The 17,999-nt window shown below is 72.5% G+C and carries 17 protein-coding genes; 8 read left to right on the top strand and 9 right to left on the bottom strand.

Annotation, left to right across the window (positions count from 1 at the left end; all coding sequences use genetic code 11):
- Positions 1–331: 331 nt before the first annotated feature.
- A complete protein-coding gene (locus FDO65_RS22105) occupies positions 332–994 on the top strand; it encodes a hypothetical protein (RefSeq protein ID WP_166441978.1) in 663 nt (220 codons plus the stop codon).
- 71 nt (positions 995–1,065) lie between these two features.
- Here the strand turns inward: FDO65_RS22105 and ilvC are convergent, their stop codons facing one another.
- From ilvC to FDO65_RS07670, 3 genes are all read right to left on the bottom strand, one after another.
- The gene (gene ilvC, locus FDO65_RS07660) at positions 1,066–2,130 is read right to left on the bottom strand and encodes a ketol-acid reductoisomerase (protein ID WP_476739041.1); all 1,065 of its coding nucleotides are present in this window, start codon (positions 2,128–2,130) and stop codon (positions 1,066–1,068) included.
- Positions 2,131–2,296: 166 nt separating this feature from the next.
- Positions 2,297–2,848, bottom strand: a complete 552-nt coding sequence (gene ilvN / locus FDO65_RS07665; protein WP_137448747.1) for an acetolactate synthase small subunit — start codon at positions 2,846–2,848, stop codon at positions 2,297–2,299.
- A gap of 4 nt (positions 2,849–2,852) precedes the next feature.
- Positions 2,853–4,673 carry an acetolactate synthase large subunit gene (locus FDO65_RS07670; protein WP_137448748.1) on the bottom strand — a complete coding sequence of 607 codons (1,821 nt, stop codon included), beginning with the start codon at positions 4,671–4,673 and terminating at the stop codon, positions 2,853–2,855.
- Between the two features lie 486 nt (positions 4,674–5,159).
- On the opposite strand from FDO65_RS07670, the gene FDO65_RS07675 reads away from it, so the two are divergent.
- The 5 genes from FDO65_RS07675 (at position 5,160) to FDO65_RS07695 (ending at position 10,018) form a co-directional block, all read left to right on the top strand.
- The gene (locus FDO65_RS07675; RefSeq protein WP_137448749.1) at positions 5,160–5,717 is read left to right on the top strand and encodes a PH domain-containing protein; all 558 of its coding nucleotides are present in this window, start codon (positions 5,160–5,162) and stop codon (positions 5,715–5,717) included.
- A 66-nt stretch (positions 5,718–5,783) separates the two neighbouring features.
- Entirely contained in the window at positions 5,784–6,584 is an 801-nt protein-coding gene (locus FDO65_RS07680) for an SDR family NAD(P)-dependent oxidoreductase (RefSeq protein WP_137448750.1), read from the top strand.
- Positions 6,585–6,690: 106 nt separating this feature from the next.
- Positions 6,691–7,230 (top strand): PH domain-containing protein, encoded by a 540-nt coding sequence (locus FDO65_RS07685; protein WP_137448751.1) that lies wholly within the window; start codon positions 6,691–6,693, stop codon positions 7,228–7,230.
- Positions 7,230–8,750, top strand: a complete 1,521-nt coding sequence (locus FDO65_RS07690) for a PH domain-containing protein (protein WP_137448752.1) — start codon at positions 7,230–7,232, stop codon at positions 8,748–8,750. The genes FDO65_RS07685 and FDO65_RS07690 overlap by 1 nt, the downstream gene beginning before the upstream one ends.
- Positions 8,750–10,018, top strand: coding sequence for a PQQ-dependent sugar dehydrogenase (locus tag FDO65_RS07695; RefSeq protein ID WP_137448753.1), 1,269 nt, complete (start codon positions 8,750–8,752; stop codon positions 10,016–10,018). Before FDO65_RS07690 ends, FDO65_RS07695 begins: the two co-directional genes overlap by 1 nt.
- Positions 10,019–10,187: 169 nt before the next feature.
- Here the strand turns inward: FDO65_RS07695 and FDO65_RS07700 are convergent, their stop codons facing one another.
- From FDO65_RS07700 to gatC, 4 genes are read right to left on the bottom strand one after another with little or no spacing between them, the layout of a single operon-like run.
- Entirely contained in the window at positions 10,188–10,979 is a 792-nt protein-coding gene (locus FDO65_RS07700; protein ID WP_137448754.1) for a carbon-nitrogen hydrolase family protein, read from the bottom strand.
- Between the two features lie 13 nt (positions 10,980–10,992).
- Positions 10,993–12,519 carry an Asp-tRNA(Asn)/Glu-tRNA(Gln) amidotransferase subunit GatB gene (gene gatB / locus FDO65_RS07705; RefSeq protein WP_137448755.1) on the bottom strand — a complete coding sequence of 509 codons (1,527 nt, stop codon included), beginning with the start codon at positions 12,517–12,519 and terminating at the stop codon, positions 10,993–10,995.
- Positions 12,516–14,072, bottom strand: coding sequence for an Asp-tRNA(Asn)/Glu-tRNA(Gln) amidotransferase subunit GatA (gatA, locus tag FDO65_RS07710; RefSeq protein ID WP_137448756.1), 1,557 nt, complete (start codon positions 14,070–14,072; stop codon positions 12,516–12,518). The genes gatB and gatA overlap by 4 nt, the downstream gene beginning before the upstream one ends.
- 1 nt (position 14,073) lies before the next feature.
- Positions 14,074–14,379 (bottom strand): Asp-tRNA(Asn)/Glu-tRNA(Gln) amidotransferase subunit GatC, encoded by a 306-nt coding sequence (gene gatC, locus FDO65_RS07715; RefSeq protein ID WP_137448757.1) that lies wholly within the window; start codon positions 14,377–14,379, stop codon positions 14,074–14,076.
- A 471-nt stretch (positions 14,380–14,850) separates the two neighbouring features.
- Here gatC and FDO65_RS07720 point away from each other — a divergent pair, with 471 nt between their 5' ends.
- Positions 14,851–15,540 (top strand): ACT domain-containing protein, encoded by a 690-nt coding sequence (locus FDO65_RS07720; protein WP_137448758.1) that lies wholly within the window; start codon positions 14,851–14,853, stop codon positions 15,538–15,540.
- A 30-nt stretch (positions 15,541–15,570) separates the two neighbouring features.
- Here FDO65_RS07720 and cobA read toward each other — a convergent pair whose 3' ends face one another.
- Positions 15,571–16,698: a uroporphyrinogen-III C-methyltransferase gene (gene cobA, locus FDO65_RS07725; RefSeq protein WP_137448759.1), complete on the bottom strand. Its 1,128-nt coding sequence runs from the start codon at positions 16,696–16,698 to the stop codon at positions 15,571–15,573.
- Between the two features lie 172 nt (positions 16,699–16,870).
- Here cobA and FDO65_RS07730 point away from each other — a divergent pair, with 172 nt between their 5' ends.
- Complete coding sequence (locus FDO65_RS07730) at positions 16,871–17,245, top strand: VOC family protein (protein WP_137448760.1); 375 nt, start codon at positions 16,871–16,873, stop codon at positions 17,243–17,245.
- 58 nt (positions 17,246–17,303) lie between these two features.
- On the opposite strand, the gene FDO65_RS07735 is transcribed toward FDO65_RS07730, so the two are convergent.
- Entirely contained in the window at positions 17,304–17,990 is a 687-nt protein-coding gene (locus tag FDO65_RS07735; RefSeq protein ID WP_137448761.1) for a hypothetical protein, read from the bottom strand.
- Positions 17,991–17,999 lie beyond the last annotated feature (9 nt).

Genomic DNA, 17,999 nt, shown 5'->3' on the forward strand with positions numbered 1-17,999 from the left:
TCGCGGCGTGGTCACGTCGTGGTCGATCTGCGCGCGGCGGTCCGGCGGCTGATCCTAGTCGGCGGGCCACCCTGCCCCGAACCGTCACGGTGGCCCCGCAGACCGGTCCGAGCCGGTCAGGACCGCTCCCGACCCACCGGTGGTGAGCCAGCCCACAACCGGGATCGGACTCCCGGACCCCGACGTGCCGATCCGAGACCGACGCCCCCGTGGCCGGTGCGACCGACTCATATACAGATCGAGGTATTTCCCCGAAAGATTCTCACTCTCAGTGATCACCAGGACTACGCTTCGACGAGTCCGACATTCCGCACACAGATCGGGAAGCGACATGACCACGTCCGGCTCACCGGAACCGAGCAACTACGACCCGCAGGCCTACGGTTCCGCCGGCGCCCCCGGCGGGCAGACTCCGGGCAGCTACCCGCCTCCGCCGTCGGCCGGTGACTATCCCCCGCCGTCGGCCGGTTCCTATCCCCCGCCGCCGGCCGCCGGGTACCCGCCCGCACCACCCGCCGGCGGGTACGGCCAGCCCGGCTACGGACAGCCCGGGCACTACGCCGCCGCCCCCGGCTACCCGGTCGGCTCCGTCGGGGCCCGACCCGGGGTCGTGACCGCCGCCGGGGTCATGTCGTACATCATCGGCGGCCTCTCCCTGCTGCTGGGCATTCCGCTGCTGTTCGGCGGCGGCATCATCGCCGGCGCCGGGTGGCTCGGCGGGGGCGGCTTCGTCGTCCTGATGGCCATCGTCGTCATCGCCCTCGGCGCCCTGCACATCTGGGCCGGGAAGATGGCCATGGACGGCAAGGACTTCCGGATCCTGCTGGTGGTGTCGGCGATCTCCGCACTGGTCTCGCTGATCCAGCTCTTCATGGACTTCCGCGGCAACAGCCTGCTCAGCCTGGCCATCCCGGTGATCATTATCGTGCTCCTGCTCCGCCCGGAGGCGACCGCCTGGATCAAGGCCCGCGGCGGTCAGACGTTCCAGAACTGACGCCCGCAGACGACGACGGCCCGGCTCCCCTGGTGGGGGCCGGGCCGTCGTCGTTTCTGGCGGGCGGAGCGTCAGCTCCGGGCCGCGGTGCCGGTGTAGTCGTCGTTCTGGGCGACCCAGCTCATCAGCGGACGGAGCTTGCGCCCGGTCTCCTCGATCGGGTGCTTCTCCTGGTCCTCGCGGAACTTCTTGAACTCCGGAGCGCCGGCGTCCTGGTCGGCGATGAACCGGGCGGCGAAGGTGCCGTCGGTGATGTCGGCCAGCACCGCCTTCATGTTCTCCTTGACGTGGTCGTCGGCCACGCGCGGGCCGGAGACGTAGTCGCCGTACTCGGCGGTGTCGGACACCGACCAACGCTGCTTGGCGATGCCGCCCTCGTACATGAGGTCGACGATCAGCTTCAGCTCGTGCAGGCACTCGAAGTAGGCGATCTCCGGCTGGTAGCCGGCTTCGACCAGGGTCTCGAAGCCCTGCTGCACCAGGCGGGACATGCCGCCGCACAGCACGGCCTGCTCACCGAACAGGTCGGTCTCGGTCTCCTCCGGGAAGGTCGTCTTGATGACGCCGGCCCGGGTGCCGCCGATGGCCCGCGCGTAGGACAGCGCCAGCGCCTGGGCGTCGCCGGACGCGTCCTGCTCGACGGCGATGAGGCAGGGCACGCCCTTGCCGTCGACGAACTCGCGGCGGACCAGGTGACCCGGACCCTTGGGGGCGATCATGATGACGTCGACATCGGCCGGGGGCTTGATGTAGCCGAACCGGATGTTGAAGCCGTGGCCGAAGGCCAGCGCCTTGCCCGCCTTCAGGTGCGGCTCGATCGCCTCGGCGTACACGTGCCGCTGCACGTGGTCCGGGGTCAGGATCATGATCACGTCGGCCTCTTCGGCCGCCTGCGCCGGGGTGACGACGCGCAGACCCTGGTCCTCGGCCTTGCTACGGGACTTGCTGCCCTCGGGCAGACCGACCCGCACGTCCACGCCGGAATCCCGGAGGGACAGCGAGTGCGCGTGGCCCTGCGAGCCGTAGCCGATGACGGCGACCTTACGACCCTGGATAATCGACAGATCGGCGTCGTCGTCGTAGAAGATCTCAGCGGCCATGAACGTCCTGCTCTCCTTGAGTGATGTGCTCGCCACACCGTGGCCCCGGAGGGACCGGTCGGTGTCGCAACGATCGGGTCGCCGCGGGGAACCCCGTGGCGGTGGTACGAGCCCGGGACAGTCTGCCCTGTCCGCGAGCGGGTCGGTGACCGGCCGACCGCCGCGGCCCCCGGCTGCGGGGGCGGCGGCGACCGGGCACCGGTCAGGCCGAGAGCGTCCCCGGCACCGCGGACAGTCCGGCCGGGGCCCCGGAGGCCCCGCCCGAGGTGATGGCCCGGGGACCGCGCCCCAGCGCGACCATGCCGGACTGCACCATCTCGCGGATGCCGAACGGTTCCAGCATCTTCAGCAGCGCGTCCAGCTTGTCGCTGGTGCCGGTGGCCTCGATGGTCACCGACTCGGGAGCGATGTCGATCACCCGCGCCCGGAACATCTCGACGATCGAAACGATCTGCGGCCGGCTGGTCGAATCGGCGCGGAGCTTGACCAGCAGCAGCTCACGCTGCACGGTCGCGGCCGGGGCCAGCTCGACGATCTTCAGCACGTTGACCAGCTTGTTGAGCTGCTTGGTCACCTGCTCCAGGGGCAGGCCGGTGACCGAGACCACGATCGTCATCCGGGAGACGTCCGGGTTCTCGGTCGGTCCGACGGCCAGCGAGTCGATGTTGAAGCCGCGCCGGGAGAACAGCGACGACACCCGGGCCAGGACACCGGGCTTGTTCTCGACGAGGACGGACAGCGTGTGGCGGGACATCGGGTCAGTTCTCCTCGTCGAACAGCGGGCGGATGCCGCGGGCGGCCATGATCTGGTCGTTGCCGGTGCCGGCGGCGACCATCGGCCACACCTGCGCGTCCTTGCCGACGGTGAAGTCGACGACGACCGGGCGATCGTTGATGGCCATCGCCGCCTCGATCGTGCGGTCGACGTCCTCCCGGGACTCGCACCGAAGACCGACGCAGCCCATCGCCTCGCTCAGCATCTTGAAGTCCGGGATGCGGTGCTTGTGGGTGCCGAGGTCGGTGTTGGAGTAGCGCTCGCCGTAGAACAGCGTCTGCCACTGCCGGACCATGCCGAGGTTGCCGTTGTTGATGACGGCGACCTTGATCGGGATGCCCTCGATGGCGCAGGTGGCGAGTTCCTGGTTGGTCATCTGGAAGCAGCCGTCGCCGTCGATCGCCCAGACGACCTTCTCCGGGGTGCCCATCTTGGCGCCCATGGCCGCCGGGACGGCGTAGCCCATCGTGCCGAGCCCACCGGAGTTCAGCCACGTGCGCGGCTTCTCGTACTTGACGAACTGCGCGGCCCACATCTGGTGCTGGCCGACGCCGGCGGCGTAGACGGCGTCGGGGCCGGCGATCGCGCCGAGCCGTTCGATGACGTACTGGGGCGAGAGCGTGCCGTCGGCCGGCTCGTCGTAGCCCAGCGGGAACGTCTCGCGCAGCTCGTCCAGCTCGGCCCACCAGGCGGTGAGGTCCGCGACCACCCCGGCGGCCTGCTCGGCGGAAACGGCGGTGATCAGCTCGGTGATGACCTCCCGGGCATCGCCGACGATCGGCACGTCCGCGACCCGGTTCTTACCGATCTCGGCCGGATCGATGTCGGCGTGGATGATCGCCGCCCGGGGAGCGAAGGACGACAGCTGGCCGGTGACCCGGTCGTCGAACCGCGCGCCGAGGGCCACGATGACGTCGGCCTTCTGCAGGCCGGCGACCGCCGCGACGGTGCCGTGCATCCCGGGCATGCCCAGGTGCTGGACGTGCGAGTCGGGGAACGCCCCGCGGGCCATCAGGGTGGTGACGACGGGAATGCCGGTCAGCTCGGCCAGCCGCAGCAGCTGGGCGCTGGCCTCGGCCTTGATCACTCCACCACCGACGTAGAGGACCGGACGGCGGGCGGCCGCGATGAGCTTGGCGGCCGCGGTGATCTGCCCGGAGTGCGGGCGGGTGACCGGCCGGTAGCCGGGCAGGTGGATCTCGTTGGGCCAGGTGAAGGTGGTCTGCGCCTGCAGGATGTCCTTGGGGATGTCGACCAGGACCGGGCCGGGACGACCGGTGGAGGCCAGGTGGAACGCCGCGGCGATGGTCCGCGGAATCTCGGCCGGGTCGGTGACCAGGAAGTTGTGCTTGGTGATCGGCATGGTGATGCCGCAGATGTCGGCCTCCTGGAAGCCGTCCGTGCCGATCAGCGGGGTGCCGACCTGGCCCGTGATGGCGACCAGCGGGACAGAGTCCATGTAGGCGTCGGCGATCGGGGTGACCAGGTTGGTCGCCCCCGGCCCGGAGGTGGCCATGCAGACGCCGACCTTGCCGGAGGCCTGCGCGTAGCCGGTGGCCGCGTGTCCGGCGCCCTGCTCGTGGCGGACCAGGATGTGACGGACGCGGGTCGAGTCGAGCAGCGGGTCGTAGACCGGGAGCACCGCGCCACCGGGGATGCCGAAGACGATCTCCGCCCCGACCTCCTCGAGCGATCGCACGACCGACGCCGCGCCGGTCACCGATTCGGAGATGCGACCGGATGCGCTCGTCGTCGTGGGCGGAATGACCGCGGTCCGGCTGTCGGCCGCGCGGGTCTGCGTCATCGCTACCTTCTTCGTCCGTGTTCGGAGATCTGTGGGTGGCCGGCCGCGGTGCGGAGGTCCGCTGCGGCCGGCCCCACCAGGGTCCTGCTGGGGGTGGTGCGGGTACTGCCTGTCGTGCGGTACAGCGGCGGTGCCGGTGCGGCCGGTGGGTGGTGGCCACGGTGTCCCGTTCCCCGGGGTTCGGGACGGACTTCCGGGATCTCCGGGAGCAATCGTCCTGGCCCTGGGCAACAAAAAACCCCTTGCCACGGGTGGTGGCGAAGGGGTGAGCGCGTCGGTGCCGGGTCGGCGACGACGCGCTAGCTGATTACGAGGAGCTGGGACACACGGGCAGAGTAGGCCGGGGCCGGCGAACGTGTCAAACATGTAAAACGAATGTCCCACATCGTGGGAACCGCTGGCCGCCGACGGACCGGCGCCCGGGTCGCGAAGACGCTTCCCGCACCGCGGGGCCGATCGGGTCGGTCGCGATGACACCATGGCCGTATGGCTGCCCGCAGTGACGCCCCCTCCACCGATCCGTCGGCCGAGCCGGCCCCGCAGCGGGCCGTCTTCCGGATGCCGCTCATCGCCGTCGTCCTGCTGCCCGTGCTGGCCGCGTTCTGCCTCGGGCCCATCGCCACCGTCAACGTGTGGTGGTCGCTGCTCCTGCTGGTTCCCGTCCTCATCGGTGTCGCCGTCCTGCTGACCCGGACCGTCGTCGACGGGCAGGCCATCAGCGTGCACGGGCTGCGGCCGACCCGCCGGTTGCGGTGGGAGGAACTGGACCGGCTCGAATTCTCCGGTCCGCGCTGGGCGGTGGCGGTGGGCACCGACGAACGTCGCATCCGCCTGCCGATGGTCCGGCCCCGCGACCTACCGGTGCTGGCCGCGGTCTCCGGTGGTTATCTGACCTTCACCGCTCCCCCCGAGCCGGGGAGCGAGGCCGAACCGGCGGACGCCGACACCCCGGACGGCGAGACCCCGCCTGCACCGGCCCCCGCGGCGACGCCGCTGGCCGAACCGGCCGAGCCGACGACCCCGTCCGGTGGACGCACCGGCTGACCGGCGTCCGGCGGCCGGTGGATCGGCCATCGTGCTGATGGGCCACCGGGTCCGGAGGGGGGTCACATGACTGCATCACGATCGATCGACACCGGCGGCGGGCGGTTCGCCGATCAGGTCGTCCTGGTCACCGGAGGCGGGTCGGGCATCGGCCGGGCGACCGCCGTCGCCTTCGCCGCCGAGGGCGCACGGGTGGTCGTCCTCGGTCGCCGCGCCGAACCCCTGGCCGAGACCGTCGAACTCATCTCCGCGGCCGGCGGCGTCGCCGACGCCGTGACCGCTGACATCACCGTCGAGGACGACGTCCGGGCGGCCGTGGACCACACCGTCACGACGTTCGGTCGGTTGACCATCGCGTTCAACAACGCGGGCGCCGTGCTGGCCGGCCCGCTCACCGATCTGGACCGGGCCGCCTGGACCGCCAATCTGGATCTCACCGTCACCGGCACCTGGCTGTGCCTGAAACACGAGATCCGGGCCATGCGTGCGAACGTCGACCACGGCGACGGACGAGGCGTCATCGTCAACACCGCCTCCAACCTCGGGGCGCACACCGTCCGGGCCGGGATGGGGGCCTACGTGACCGCGAAAGCGGCGGTCAGTGCCCTCAGCCGGGTCGCGGCGGTGGAAGCGGCCGCCGACGGGATCCGGGTCAACGCCATCAGCCCGGGACCGGTCGACACCCCGATGTCCCTGCGGCCCGGCGAGACCCCGCAGGACCGGGCCGCCCGCCTGCGGGATGCCAGTCCGTTGGGCCGGGCCGCCACCCGCGACGAGATCGCCTCGGCCGTGCTGTGGCTCGCGTCGCCGGGTGCGGGGCCGGCGATCGGGCACGACCTGGTGCTCGACGGCGGCGCGTCGCTCTAGCACCCGAGCCTGCGAGGGCCAGAACGCACAGGAGAGCGATGTCCCCCTTCGTGTCCGACCGGCGGTACCGGCCGGCGGGCCACGACCAGCCCCTAGCCTTGGCCGAATGACCCGGCCGACGAGCACCCCGCCGCCGGACCCGGGGACCGGGCACCGGCTCGCGGGCGACCGACCCGGGGCGCGCCGCCGACTGCCCGACCGGGTGGTGCCCTGCTGGCGATGGGCCCTCGTCGCCGCCCTGATCCCCCCGGTGGGGCTACTGGTCGCGGTGGCCGTGCTGGTGCCCGACGATCTGACCTGGATCGCCGCGGTGGCCTGGTCGCTGGCCGGTCTGCTCGTCGCGCTGGGCGCGGTCGCCGTGGTCGTCGTCCCGCCCGTCCGGCACGCCGTCTTCTGGTACGCCCTGTCCGACGACGAACTGGACGTCGGCCACGGCGTGCTGTTCCGGCGCCGCACGGTCGTCCCGATGGCGCGCGTGCAGAACCTGCGGACCGCGCGCGGGCCGTTGGCCCGCTGGTACCGGCTGACGACCGTCCGGGTCGGCACCGCGGCGGGTGCCGTCGTCGTCAACGGCCTCGAACTGGACGAGGCCGACCGGATCTGCGCGCTGATCAGCCGGCTGGCCAACGTGCACGACGACCTCTGATGGCCACAGCCGTGGACCGGGAGGCACGGTCGGATGCGGGCACGGTGCCGAGCACCCGGCTGCACCCCATCTACCTGCTCACCGAGACCGCCCGGACCGCACGACGCGCGATCCCGTTCCTGGCGGTCACCGTGCTCGGCGGCGCACCGTGGGCGGTCAACGCCGCCCTGTTCGGCCTGATCATGGCTGTGGCCGTGGCGGAGTGGTCGGTGCGCCGGTACACGGTGACCGCGGGGCTGTTCCGGTTGTCGAGCGGACTGCTGCACCGCACGGTCCGCACGGTGCCGCTGAGCCGCATCACGGCGGTCGCGGCCAACCGCAGCCTGACCCAGCGGCTGGTCGGGACCTGGACGCTCCGGATCGGGGTGCCCGGTGACCGACGCGGCGCGCTGGTCACCCTGCCCAGCCTGTCCACGCGGCGGATGGTCGAACTGCGACAGGCGCTCACCGATCCTCGGCGCGCCGGCCGGCCGGTCGGTGACGAGCCGCCCGCCGTCCCGCCGGTCACGCTGTCCCGGCTGTCCACCGTCGACCTGCTGGTGGCCGCGGCGACCAGCGCCCTCGTCCCGGTCCTGATCGTGGCCAGCGTGATGGGCTGGCTGTGGTTCTCCCGCTTCGTTCCGCCGGTCCCGCGCACCTTCATGGAGACCGCCGTCGAACCCCGGGGGCAGGCCGCGGTGCTCGGTGCGCTCGTCGCCGTCGGGCTGGTCGCCGCGGTCGGCTGGACCGTGTCCCGCCAGTTCCGCTGGACGGCCGTCCGGGACGGGCCGCTCCTGCGCACGACCGCCGGACTGGTGACCCACCGGAGCGGGGTGATCGAGGTCGATCGGGTCCACGCGGTCCGCATCGTCGAGGGACTCTGGCGCGGCCACCTGGGCTACTGCGCGCTGCAGGCCGAGGTCGCCGGGATGGGCCGGGTCAGCCCGCTGCGCAGGACGGTCGTGCCCCTGCTGCGCACCGATCGGATGGCCACCTTCCTGCCGGCCGCGATTCCCGAGCTGGGGTGGCGGCCGACACCGCTGCACCAGGTCCCCCGCGAGCTGCGGCGGCGCTACCTCACCGTGCCGACGGCCTGGGGCGCCGGGTTCGGTGTCCTGGCGACCGGCGGGTTGCTGCTGGTCGGCGCGGGCCCGGCGGCCGCGGCCGGTGCGGTGTTCCTCCCGCTCGGAGCGCTCCTGGGGTGGGTCCGGGCCCGGGAGGCGGGCTGGCGGATCGACGACGACGTCGTCGTGTTGCGTGCGCGGCGAGTGCTGAGCCGGCAGACCGTCATCGCCCGGCGGGGCGGGATCCAGTCGGCCCGGCAGCAGGCGTCACCGTTCAACGTCCGACGCGGCGTCAGCGGCGTCACCGTCCGGTTCTCCTCCCGCCGGTCGGCCACCGTCGCCTACCTCCCCGACGCCGTGGTCGCCGACCTGCTCGCAGCGATCCATCCGGGCCGTCCGCGACCACCGGCCGTGGAGCCGCCCGACCAGGTCACGACGCGCCGGGTGGCGCGGCGAGCTGCGTACGGTGGATCGTGATGTCGACGACCAGTCCGGGACCCTCCGCCCGAGCGCCGCGGTCCGCGCGCGCCGGCCGCCGGGCCGCCCGTCTGCTCGCCGCGTCGGGCGTGGTCGCCCTGCTGCTGACCGGGTGCGCCGACTTCTCGGCCGAGGAACCCACCTTCACGGTGCAGCCGTCGCTGACCGCGCGGGAGGTCGAACCGCAGCAGGAGACCCGGGTGGTCCCGTCGCCGGGGGCCACCACCGCTCCGTCCACGTCGGCGTCCGACCAGAGCGCCCCCGTGCCGTCCGGGTCCGCCTCCGCTGCACCGGACCCGTGCGCACCGACCGATGCCGCCGTCATCGCCACCTGCCTGGCCGCGCCGTGGGGGCTCGCCCCGCTGCCGGACGGCAGCGCGGCCCTGGTCGGCGAACGGACCACCGGGCGCATCCTGCAGGTCGCACCGCAACAGGACGCCCAGGTGCTGTTCGAGCTGAGCACGGTGGGGATCGACTCCGCCGGCGACGGCGGCCTGCTCGGGCTGGCCCTGTCCCCCTCGTACACCGAGGACGGGCTGCTCTACGCCTACGTGACCACGGCGACCGACAACCGGATCATCCGCATCGCCGCGGGAGACGAGCCCAAGGCGATCTTCACCGGCATCCCCAAGGGCACCGAGCACAACGGCGGTCGCATCGGGTTCGCCGCCGATCGCAGCCTGTACGTCGGCACCGGGGACACCGGCAACCCGGCGCTGGCGGCCGATCCGACGTCGCTGGCCGGAAAGGTGTTGCGGCTGGACGAGTTCGGCAAACCGGCGGCCGACAACCCCACTCCGGGATCCGCCGTCTACGCGTCCGGCTTCACCCAGGTCGCCGGGGTGTGTCCCCTGACCGACGGGACCATGGCCGCCCTGGACCGGCGCACCGACGCCGACGTGCTGCTACCGCTGGCCGCCGGCGGGTCGTACGCCACCCCGGCCGCGGGAGCGGTGCTGTGGACGTGGCCGCGAGCGGAGGGCGGGGCCGCTGACTGCGCGATCACCGGCACCACCCTGGCCACCACATCGCTGGACAAGCAACAGGTCTCGGCGCTCCGGCTCAATCCCGACCGGACCTTTTCCGGCACCCCGACCCAGGTGCTCGACAACCGTTACGGCCGGCTGCTGACCGTCACCCCGGACAGCAAGGGCCTGCTGTGGGCCACGACGTCGAACAAGGACGGGTTCGGCACCCCGGTGCCCAGTGATGACCGGGTGATCGTCATCCCGACCGACGGCGGCGGGGCGGACGGCGGACCGGACTGATCCGCGCGCGGCCGGCGAAGGGTTGTGCCCGGCCGGGACGCCGCGTGCGGCTGAGGCCGACACCCGACTTTCCGCGTGCGACTGGGCGGAACACGCCGTCTCCGCGACAAAACAGCGTCAGGCTTTACCAAGTCGGACGGTCAGGTGTCGCGTCCGGGCGCGGCGAGTGTCAGAAGCGGCGGTTGACCAGCACCGGCAGTACTGCCCGCACCTGGGCGACGCGTTCGAGATCCAGGTCGACGACCAGGGTTCCGGGGGCCTCGTCGAGCTGGTCGACCATGCTCCCGTCCGGGGCCACGACGATGCTGGCCCCGATGCCGGTGGGCGCCGTCCCGTAGGTGGGCACCCCGGCCGTCGCCGGTCGCGCCTGGTCGCAGGCGGCCACGAATGTCGTGGAATCCAGGGCGCGGGCCCGGGTCAACAGGTCCCACTGTTCCCGCTTGCCGGGACCGGCCCCCCAGGACGACGGCATGACGACCACCTCGGCGCCGCGGTCGGCAAGGGTCTGGAACAGGCCCGGGAACCGGACGTCGTAGCAGGTGGCCAGGCCGACCGTGACGCCGTCGACGGTGAACGTCATCGGCGCGGTTCCCGGCGCCACCGTGGTCGACTCGCGGAACCCGTGGGCGTCGTACAGATGGATCTTGTCGTAGCTGGTCTCGACCCCCCGGCCGGTGGCCAGCAGGGTGTTGCGCACCCGTCCCCCCGACGCGGGGGTGAACATGCCCACCACCGCGCACACGTCGTGCTCGTCGGCCACCTCCCGGACGGCGGTCGCCCACGGGCCGTCCAGCGGTTCGGCGACCGGGGCCAGCGCCACGCCGAACGCGCACATCGCCGCCTCCGGGAAGACGACCAGCGCGGCGCCGGCGTCGGCCGCCGCCCGGATGCCGTCGGTGACCAGCCGCAGGTTCACGGCCGGGTCGATCCGACTGGCGATCTGGGCGACGGCGATGCGCACGGAGCGGCCCCCCTCAGCCTTCGACGCCGAAGCGCTTGAGGATCAGCGCGCGGACCTTGGCCGCATCGGCCTGTCCCCGGGTCGCCTTCATCACCGCGCCGACGATGGCGCCGACGGCCTGGACCTTGCCGGAGCGGATCTTGTCGGCGACGGCGGGTTGAGCCTCGATGGCCTCGTCGATCGCCTTCTCCAGGGCCGAGTCGTCGGAGACGACAGCCAAGCCGCGGGCGGCGATGATCGCGTCCGGTTCACCCTCGCCGGCCAGCACGCCGTCGACGACCTGCCGGGCCAGCTTGGTGGTCAGCGAACCGTCCCCGACCTTGCCGATGACGACAGCCAGCTGGGCCGGCGTGATGGCCAGCTCGGTCAGCGGGATGCCGCTCTCGCGGGCCTTCTGACCCAGGTAGGACGTCCACCAGGACCGCGCCTCGCCCGGAGTCGCGCCGGCGGCCACCGTGCTGGCGACCAGGTCCACCGCACCGGCGGCGACCAGGTCACGCATCTCGAGATCGCTGTAGCCCCACTCGTTCTGCAGCCGGGCCCGCCGGACCCACGGCAGCTCGGGCAGGTTCGCCTTGATCTCCGCCACCCAGGACGGGTCGGGGGCGATCGGCACCAGGTCGGGCTCCGGGAAGTACCGGTAGTCCTCCGCGGTCTCCTTCTTGCGTCCGGCCGACGTCGTCCCGGTGGACTCGTCGAAATGCCGCGTCTCCTGGGTGACGGAGCCGCCGGCATCGAGAACCCCGGCCTGCCGGGAGATCTCGTACCGCACCGCCCGTTCGACCGAGCGGAGCGAGTTGACGTTCTTGGTCTCGGTGCGGGTGCCGAACACCGGGTTGCCGGCCGGGGTGAGCGAGACGTTGGCGTCGCAGCGTAGCGACCCCTGGTCCATCCGGACGTCCGAGACACCCAGCGACAGCAGCAGATCGCGCAGCGCACCGACGTAGGCCCGGGCGACCACCGGAGCGGACGCCTTGGTGCCGACGATCGGCTTGGTGACGATCTCGACCAGCGGGACACCGGCCCGGTTGTAGTCCAGCAGCGAGTACTCGGCGCCGTGGATGCGCCCGGTGGACCCGCCCACGTGGGTGGACTTGCCGGTGTCCTCCTCCATATGGGCACGCTCGATCTCGACCCGCACAGTCTCCAGACCCCCGTCGGGGGTGGGCACCTCGACGTCGAGCCAGCCGCCGTAGGCGATCGGCTCGTCGTACTGGGAGGTCTGGAAGTTCTTCGGCATGTCCGGGTAGAAGTAGTTCTTCCGGGCGAACCGGCACCAGGACGCGATCTGGCAGTTCAGCGCCAGACCGATGCGGATCGCGTACTCGATGGCCCGGCTGTTGACCGCGGGCAGCGCCCCGGGCATCGCCAGACACACCGGGCACACCTGGGTGTTGGGCTCGGCGCCGAACGTCGTCGGGCAGGCGCAGAACATCTTGGTGGCCGTACCCAGCTCGACGTGCACCTCCAACCCGAGCACCGGGTCGTAGCGCTCGATCGCGTCGTCGTAGTCGACCAGTTCCGTTGCCACGGCGCTCACGCCACGACCTCCAGATCGGGAGCAGCGTCCGGGACGAGCCCGGAATGGGTTGCCGCGTAGGCGGTCTCGAAGGCGGAGGCGACCTGGTACATCGCCGTCTCACCCAGCGCCGGGGCCATGATCTGCAGGCCGACCGGCAGTCCGGTGTCCGACGCGAGCCCGCTGGGCACGCTCATGGCCGGGATGCCGGCCAGCGAACCCGGAATGGTGGCCAGGTCGTTGAGGTACATGGCCATCGGGTTGTCGACCTTCTCGCCGATCCCGAACGCCGTCACCGGCGACGACGGCGAGATCAGCACGTCGGCGGCGGCGAAGGCGGCCTCGAAGTCCTGCTTGATCAACGTGCGGACCTTCTGGGCCGACCCGTAGTAGGCGTCGTAGTAGCCGGCGGACAGGGCGTAGGTGCCCAGGATGATGCGGCGCTTGACCTCGGCGCCGAACCCGGCGCCCCGGGTGGCCGACATGACCTGCTCGGCCGACACCGGACCGGCCTTGCGGGCGGCGGCACCGGTCGGCTCAACACGCAGGCCGTAACGCATGGCGTCGAACCGGGCCAGGTTGGACGAGCACTCGCTGGGCAGGATCAAGTAATAGGTCGCCAGCGCGTACTGGAAGTGCGGGCAATCGACCTCGACGATCTCCGCCCCGGCCGCCCGCAGTGTCTCCACCGCGGCGGCGAACGACTCCAGCACGCCGGGCTGGTAGCCCTCGCCGGACAGCTGCCGGACGACGCCGATGCGCATCCCGGCCACGCCCTCGGTGGCGCCGCGGCGGACGGCGTCGACCACCGCCGGCACCGGGGCCGGGATGGAGGTCGAGTCGTGCGGGTCGTGCCCGCCGATCACCTCGTGCAGCAGCGCGGTGTCCAGCACCGTCCGGGCGCAGGGCCCGACCTGGTCCAGGGAGGACGCCAGCGAGATGACGCCGTAGCGGGACACCCCGCCGTAGGTGGGCTTGGCGCCGACGGTTCCGGTGACCGCGGCCGGCTGGCGGATCGATCCGCCGGTGTCGGTGCCGATGGCCAGCGGGGCCTCGAAGGCGGCCAGCGCGGCGGCCGAACCGCCGCCCGAGCCGCCCGGGATGCGGGACAGGTCCCACGGGTTACGGGTCGGCCCGTACGCCGAGTTCTCGGTCGAGCTGCCCATCGCGAACTCGTCGAGGTTGGTCTTCCCGAGGATGACGACCCCGGCGTCGAGCAGCCGGCGGGTCACCGTGGCGTCGTACGGCGGGATCCAGCCCTCGAGGATCTTCGAACCGGCCGTCGTCGGCACACCCTGCTGGACGAGGATGTCCTTGAGCGCCAGCGGCACGCCGGCCAGCGGCGACGCGGCCGGTTCCCCGGCGGCGACCTGCTGGTCGACCGCGGCCGCCTGGGCGAGCGCCGACTCACCGGAGACGTGCAGGAAGGCGTGCACCGCGCCGTCGACGGCGGCGATCCGGTCCAGGTGGGCCTGCGCGACCTCGACCGCGCTGACCTCCTTGGCCTGGATGGCGGCGGCCAGGTCGGCGGCGGTGCGGCGGGTCAGGTCGGTGGTGTTGTCCACTGCAGTCATCTCATTCCTCGCCGAGGATCTGCGGCACGCGGAACTGGCCGTCCTCGGCGGCCGGCGCCTGGTCCAGGGCCTGCTCACGGGTCAGGCCGGGGCGCACCTCGTCGGCCCGGAACACGTTGGTCAACGGCACCGCGTGCGATGTCGGCTCGATCTGCTGGTCACCGACCGCGTCGGTGACCTCGGCGACCGAGGACAGGATCACCGACAGCTGATCGCCGTAGCGGTCCAGCTCGGAGTCGGTGAGCTCGAGCCGGGCCAGGTGGGCCAGGTGCGCGACGTCGTCGCGGGTGAGTGCGGGGCGTGACACGGTTCTCCCGGTGGGGTCGGACGCCGGGCGGTGCCACACCGAACGCGGCAACCGGACCCGGACGGACTGCTGCGGGCTGTCGGCCCACAGCGCTCCGATGCTATCCCGCGCCGCCGCGCCGACCGGCGTTGTCGCCCGGCCCGCTCGGCGGGCCCGGCTCGCAGCGGGCCGTCGTGCGCTTCGCCACACCGACGCCGGCCCGTCCGGCCGACGGGAGTCACCCGCTGTCCTGGCGAGCACCCCATCGGACGAATCGGACACCGCCGCTGTCCCACCCCGATGGCCCCGCCACCCCTTCGAGGGGTGTCCGGAACGAGGATCACCGGGGCCGCAGCGTGTCCGACGCGTCCCGGTGATGTGTCGGAAACGCGAAACGAGGACACTTCAGCCGCGACAATGGAACGGCATCCGGCGGGACGACGGCGTCCCGGCCCGGAACGCACCGACGTCTTTGGGAAGTGAGCGACCGCTATGTCCTATGTCCTACGCCTGGAACTCCCCGACCGTCCCGGCACGCTCGGGGCCGTGGCGACCGAGCTGGGCAAGGTGGACGCCGACATCCTGGCCATGGACATCGTGGAGCGCTCCCCCGACCTCGCGGTCGACGACATCGTCGTGGAGCTGCCCAGCGGGCGGCAGCCGGACGTCCTGATCACCGCGGCCGAGAGCGTGCCCGGGGTCCGGGTCGAATCCGTGCGCCCCGATCCCGGCGTCGCCGCCCGGCACCGCGAGTGGGAACTGGTCGAGGCGATCGCCGCCGATCCCAAGAACGCCGTCGCCACCCTCGCCCGCATGCTCCCCCAGGTGCTGCGGGCCGGCTGGGCCGCGGTCGTCCGGGTCGAGCGCATCGGTGACCGGCATACCGTCGAGCTGCTGGCCGGCGGGGGCGGCACTCCCGATCTCGAAGGGGTGGAGCCGGGTTGGGCCCCGGTGCAGCACGCAACGGTGCTGGATCCCGAGGCTGCCTGGGTCCCGGACGACTGGAAGGCCGTCAGCACGGAGATGGCCGCCGCCCCGCTGTGGGACCCGGACACCGTGGTGCTGGTCGGCCGACCCGGCGGGCCGGCCCTGCGCGACTCGGAGATCGCCCGCCTCGGCCACCTGGCCGGGCTCACCTCGGTGGTCACCGGGCGGTCGCCGGCCGCGCTGTTCGCCGACTGACCGTGCGCCGCACCCCCTCGGCCCCGTCGGTCAGCCGGCGGTCGGGTCGAAGGCGGCGACGGTCCCGACGACGGTGATGGCCGGCGGGCGGATCCCGGCCGCGTCCCCGACCTCGGCGATCCGGTCCAGCGTCGCCCGCACCACCCGCTGACCGGGCAGCCCGCCGTCGGCGATCGTGGCCGCCGGCGTGTCCGCCGGTAGTCCGTGCTCGATGAGCGTGCGGGCGATCGCCGGCAGGGTCCGCACGCCCATCAGGATGATCAGCGCCGTGCCGGTGCGGGCGAGCGCCGGCCAGTCGAGGTTCGACCGGGGGTCGCCGGGCGGGACGTGCCCGGAGACCACGGTGAATCCCTGGTTGAGGTCGCGGTGGGTGACCGGGATGCCGGCCAGACCGGGCACCGCCACGGCCGACGACAGGCCCGGGATCACCGAGACCGGTAGACCGGCGGCCGCGCAGGCCTGCCACTCCTCGGCGCCGCGGCCGAAGACGAAACCGTCGCCACCCTTCAGCCGGACGACCACCTTCCCGGCCAGACCCCGCTCGACCAGGATCCGGTTGATCTCGTCCTGACCGGTCGTCGGCCCGGCCGGCACCTTGGACACGTCGACGATCTCGGTGCCCGGCCGGACCTCGTCCAGCAGGGCCAACGGAGCCAGCCGGTCGGTGACGACGACGTCGGCCTGCCGCACGGCCCGTCGGCCGGCGACGGTGATCAGGTCCGGGTCGCCAGGCCCGCCGCCGACGAGAACCACCCGGCCGCCCCGCTCGGTCACGGGCCGGTCACCGGGTGCCGTCGTCGCGAACCCGCTCACCGCGGGCAGGCAGAGGAGCCGATGGGTCGCCGCGGTGGCCGCGACCGCGGCATCGCCGGTCGGGTCACCGGTCGCGGCGGCGACAAGCCACGGTGTGGTCCAGTCCCCGGGGTCGGTCGGTCGCCGATGCAGTCGGAGCAGGCCGCGATCGGCGAGATCGGTGACGGCGTCGGCGACCTCACCGTCGCCGCCGCCCGGTTCGGACAGCCCGGTGGTCACCACGACATCGGCACCGGCGGCCCGCAGCCCGGCGATGCGGGGCAGTGCGGCGGGACCGGCCCCCACGACCAGGACCTCGCGTCCGGTCAGGTCCAGTGCGGTGCGCAGCGGTGCCGTCTCGGCCATGGTGCTCCTGTCGTCGGCGGTTCCGGGACCGGTGCGGGGGTTGGTGTGCGGCTCCTGCCTACCCGGTCGCGGCCACCATCCTGGTCGATGGGCAGGCGCGCCGGCGCACCGGGCGGTGCGGCGGGCCCGCTGCGGGATCCACCCCACCGGGTGAACGTGAGAGGGTCGGGAGGTGCCCAGCAGCCTGCGGATCGAGATCTTCGTCCAGGACGTGAACGCCTCCGTGCGCTTCTACGTCGACACGCTGGGTTTTCGCATCGCGGTCGACCAGCGCGCCGAGGCGCAGCCCTACCTGGAACTGGTCCGGGACGCCGTCCGGATCGGTGTGGTGGCCCGACCGGGCGAGGGGCTGCCGCAGTTCCGCCGACCACCGACCGGGGTCGAGATCGTGCTGGAGGTCGACTTCCTGCACGCCGAACGCGACCGGCTGCGGCTGGCCGGGTGGGTGATCGACGAGGACATCCAGCGGCGGCCGTGGGGCCTGCAGGACTTCCGGGTCTTCGATCCCGACGGCTACTACCTGCGGTTCACCCACCGGCGCCGCTGAGCGGTCCCGGCGCCTGGTCGACCGGGCAGTACCGCGGCGGTGGGGTGTCCGCCGGGGATCAGCGGAAGAAGACGACAAACGCGATGTAGACCAGAGCCAGCAGCACGAGCGTCATGGCGACGAGCAGGACGATGCCGCTGGCGGACCGTTTGGCGGCCGGCGGGCGACCGTCGGCGGTGTGCAGGATCAGCGGATACCGCTCGGTGAGCGACTCCGGGGTGAACGCCCCGGACAGTCGGTCGACGGTGGCCGGACGGATGAGATCGACGATGTCGTCGAAGGTCTCGGCCGCGAAGAGCAGACCGGGGACGAGCAGCAGGGTCCGTCCGCGCGCATCGAGCAGGATCAGGTCGGTGGTCCGGGGCAGGGTCGCCCGCCGGCGCAGGCCCTGGACGATCACGGCGGTGCGGATCTCGGCCCGGTCACAGGCGTTGCCGGTCTTGCCGTTGCTCACGGAGACGACGTCGTCACTGACCTGCACGCGGATGAGGCGGGCCCGGGTCATCCCGTAGAAGTACGCGGCGAGAATGGCCAGCGGCGTCGAGACGGCCAGCAGGATGCCCAGCAGTGGGAAGAAGAACGCGAAGATCACGGCGATGACGAGCAGCCCGAGAGCGATGGGCCATCCGTTCAACGCCATCGCCCGGTAGGGGTGGTCCGCCGACCGTTCGTAGAAGTCCGGCACCTTGCCCGACGGCGAGGGCTGGTCCCAACGGCGGGCGGGCTGCGGCGAAGCGGATGTCACCCAGGTCAC

This window comes from Nakamurella flava, from assembly GCF_005298075.1.
Taxonomy (GTDB): domain Bacteria; phylum Actinomycetota; class Actinomycetes; order Mycobacteriales; family Nakamurellaceae; genus Nakamurella; species Nakamurella flava.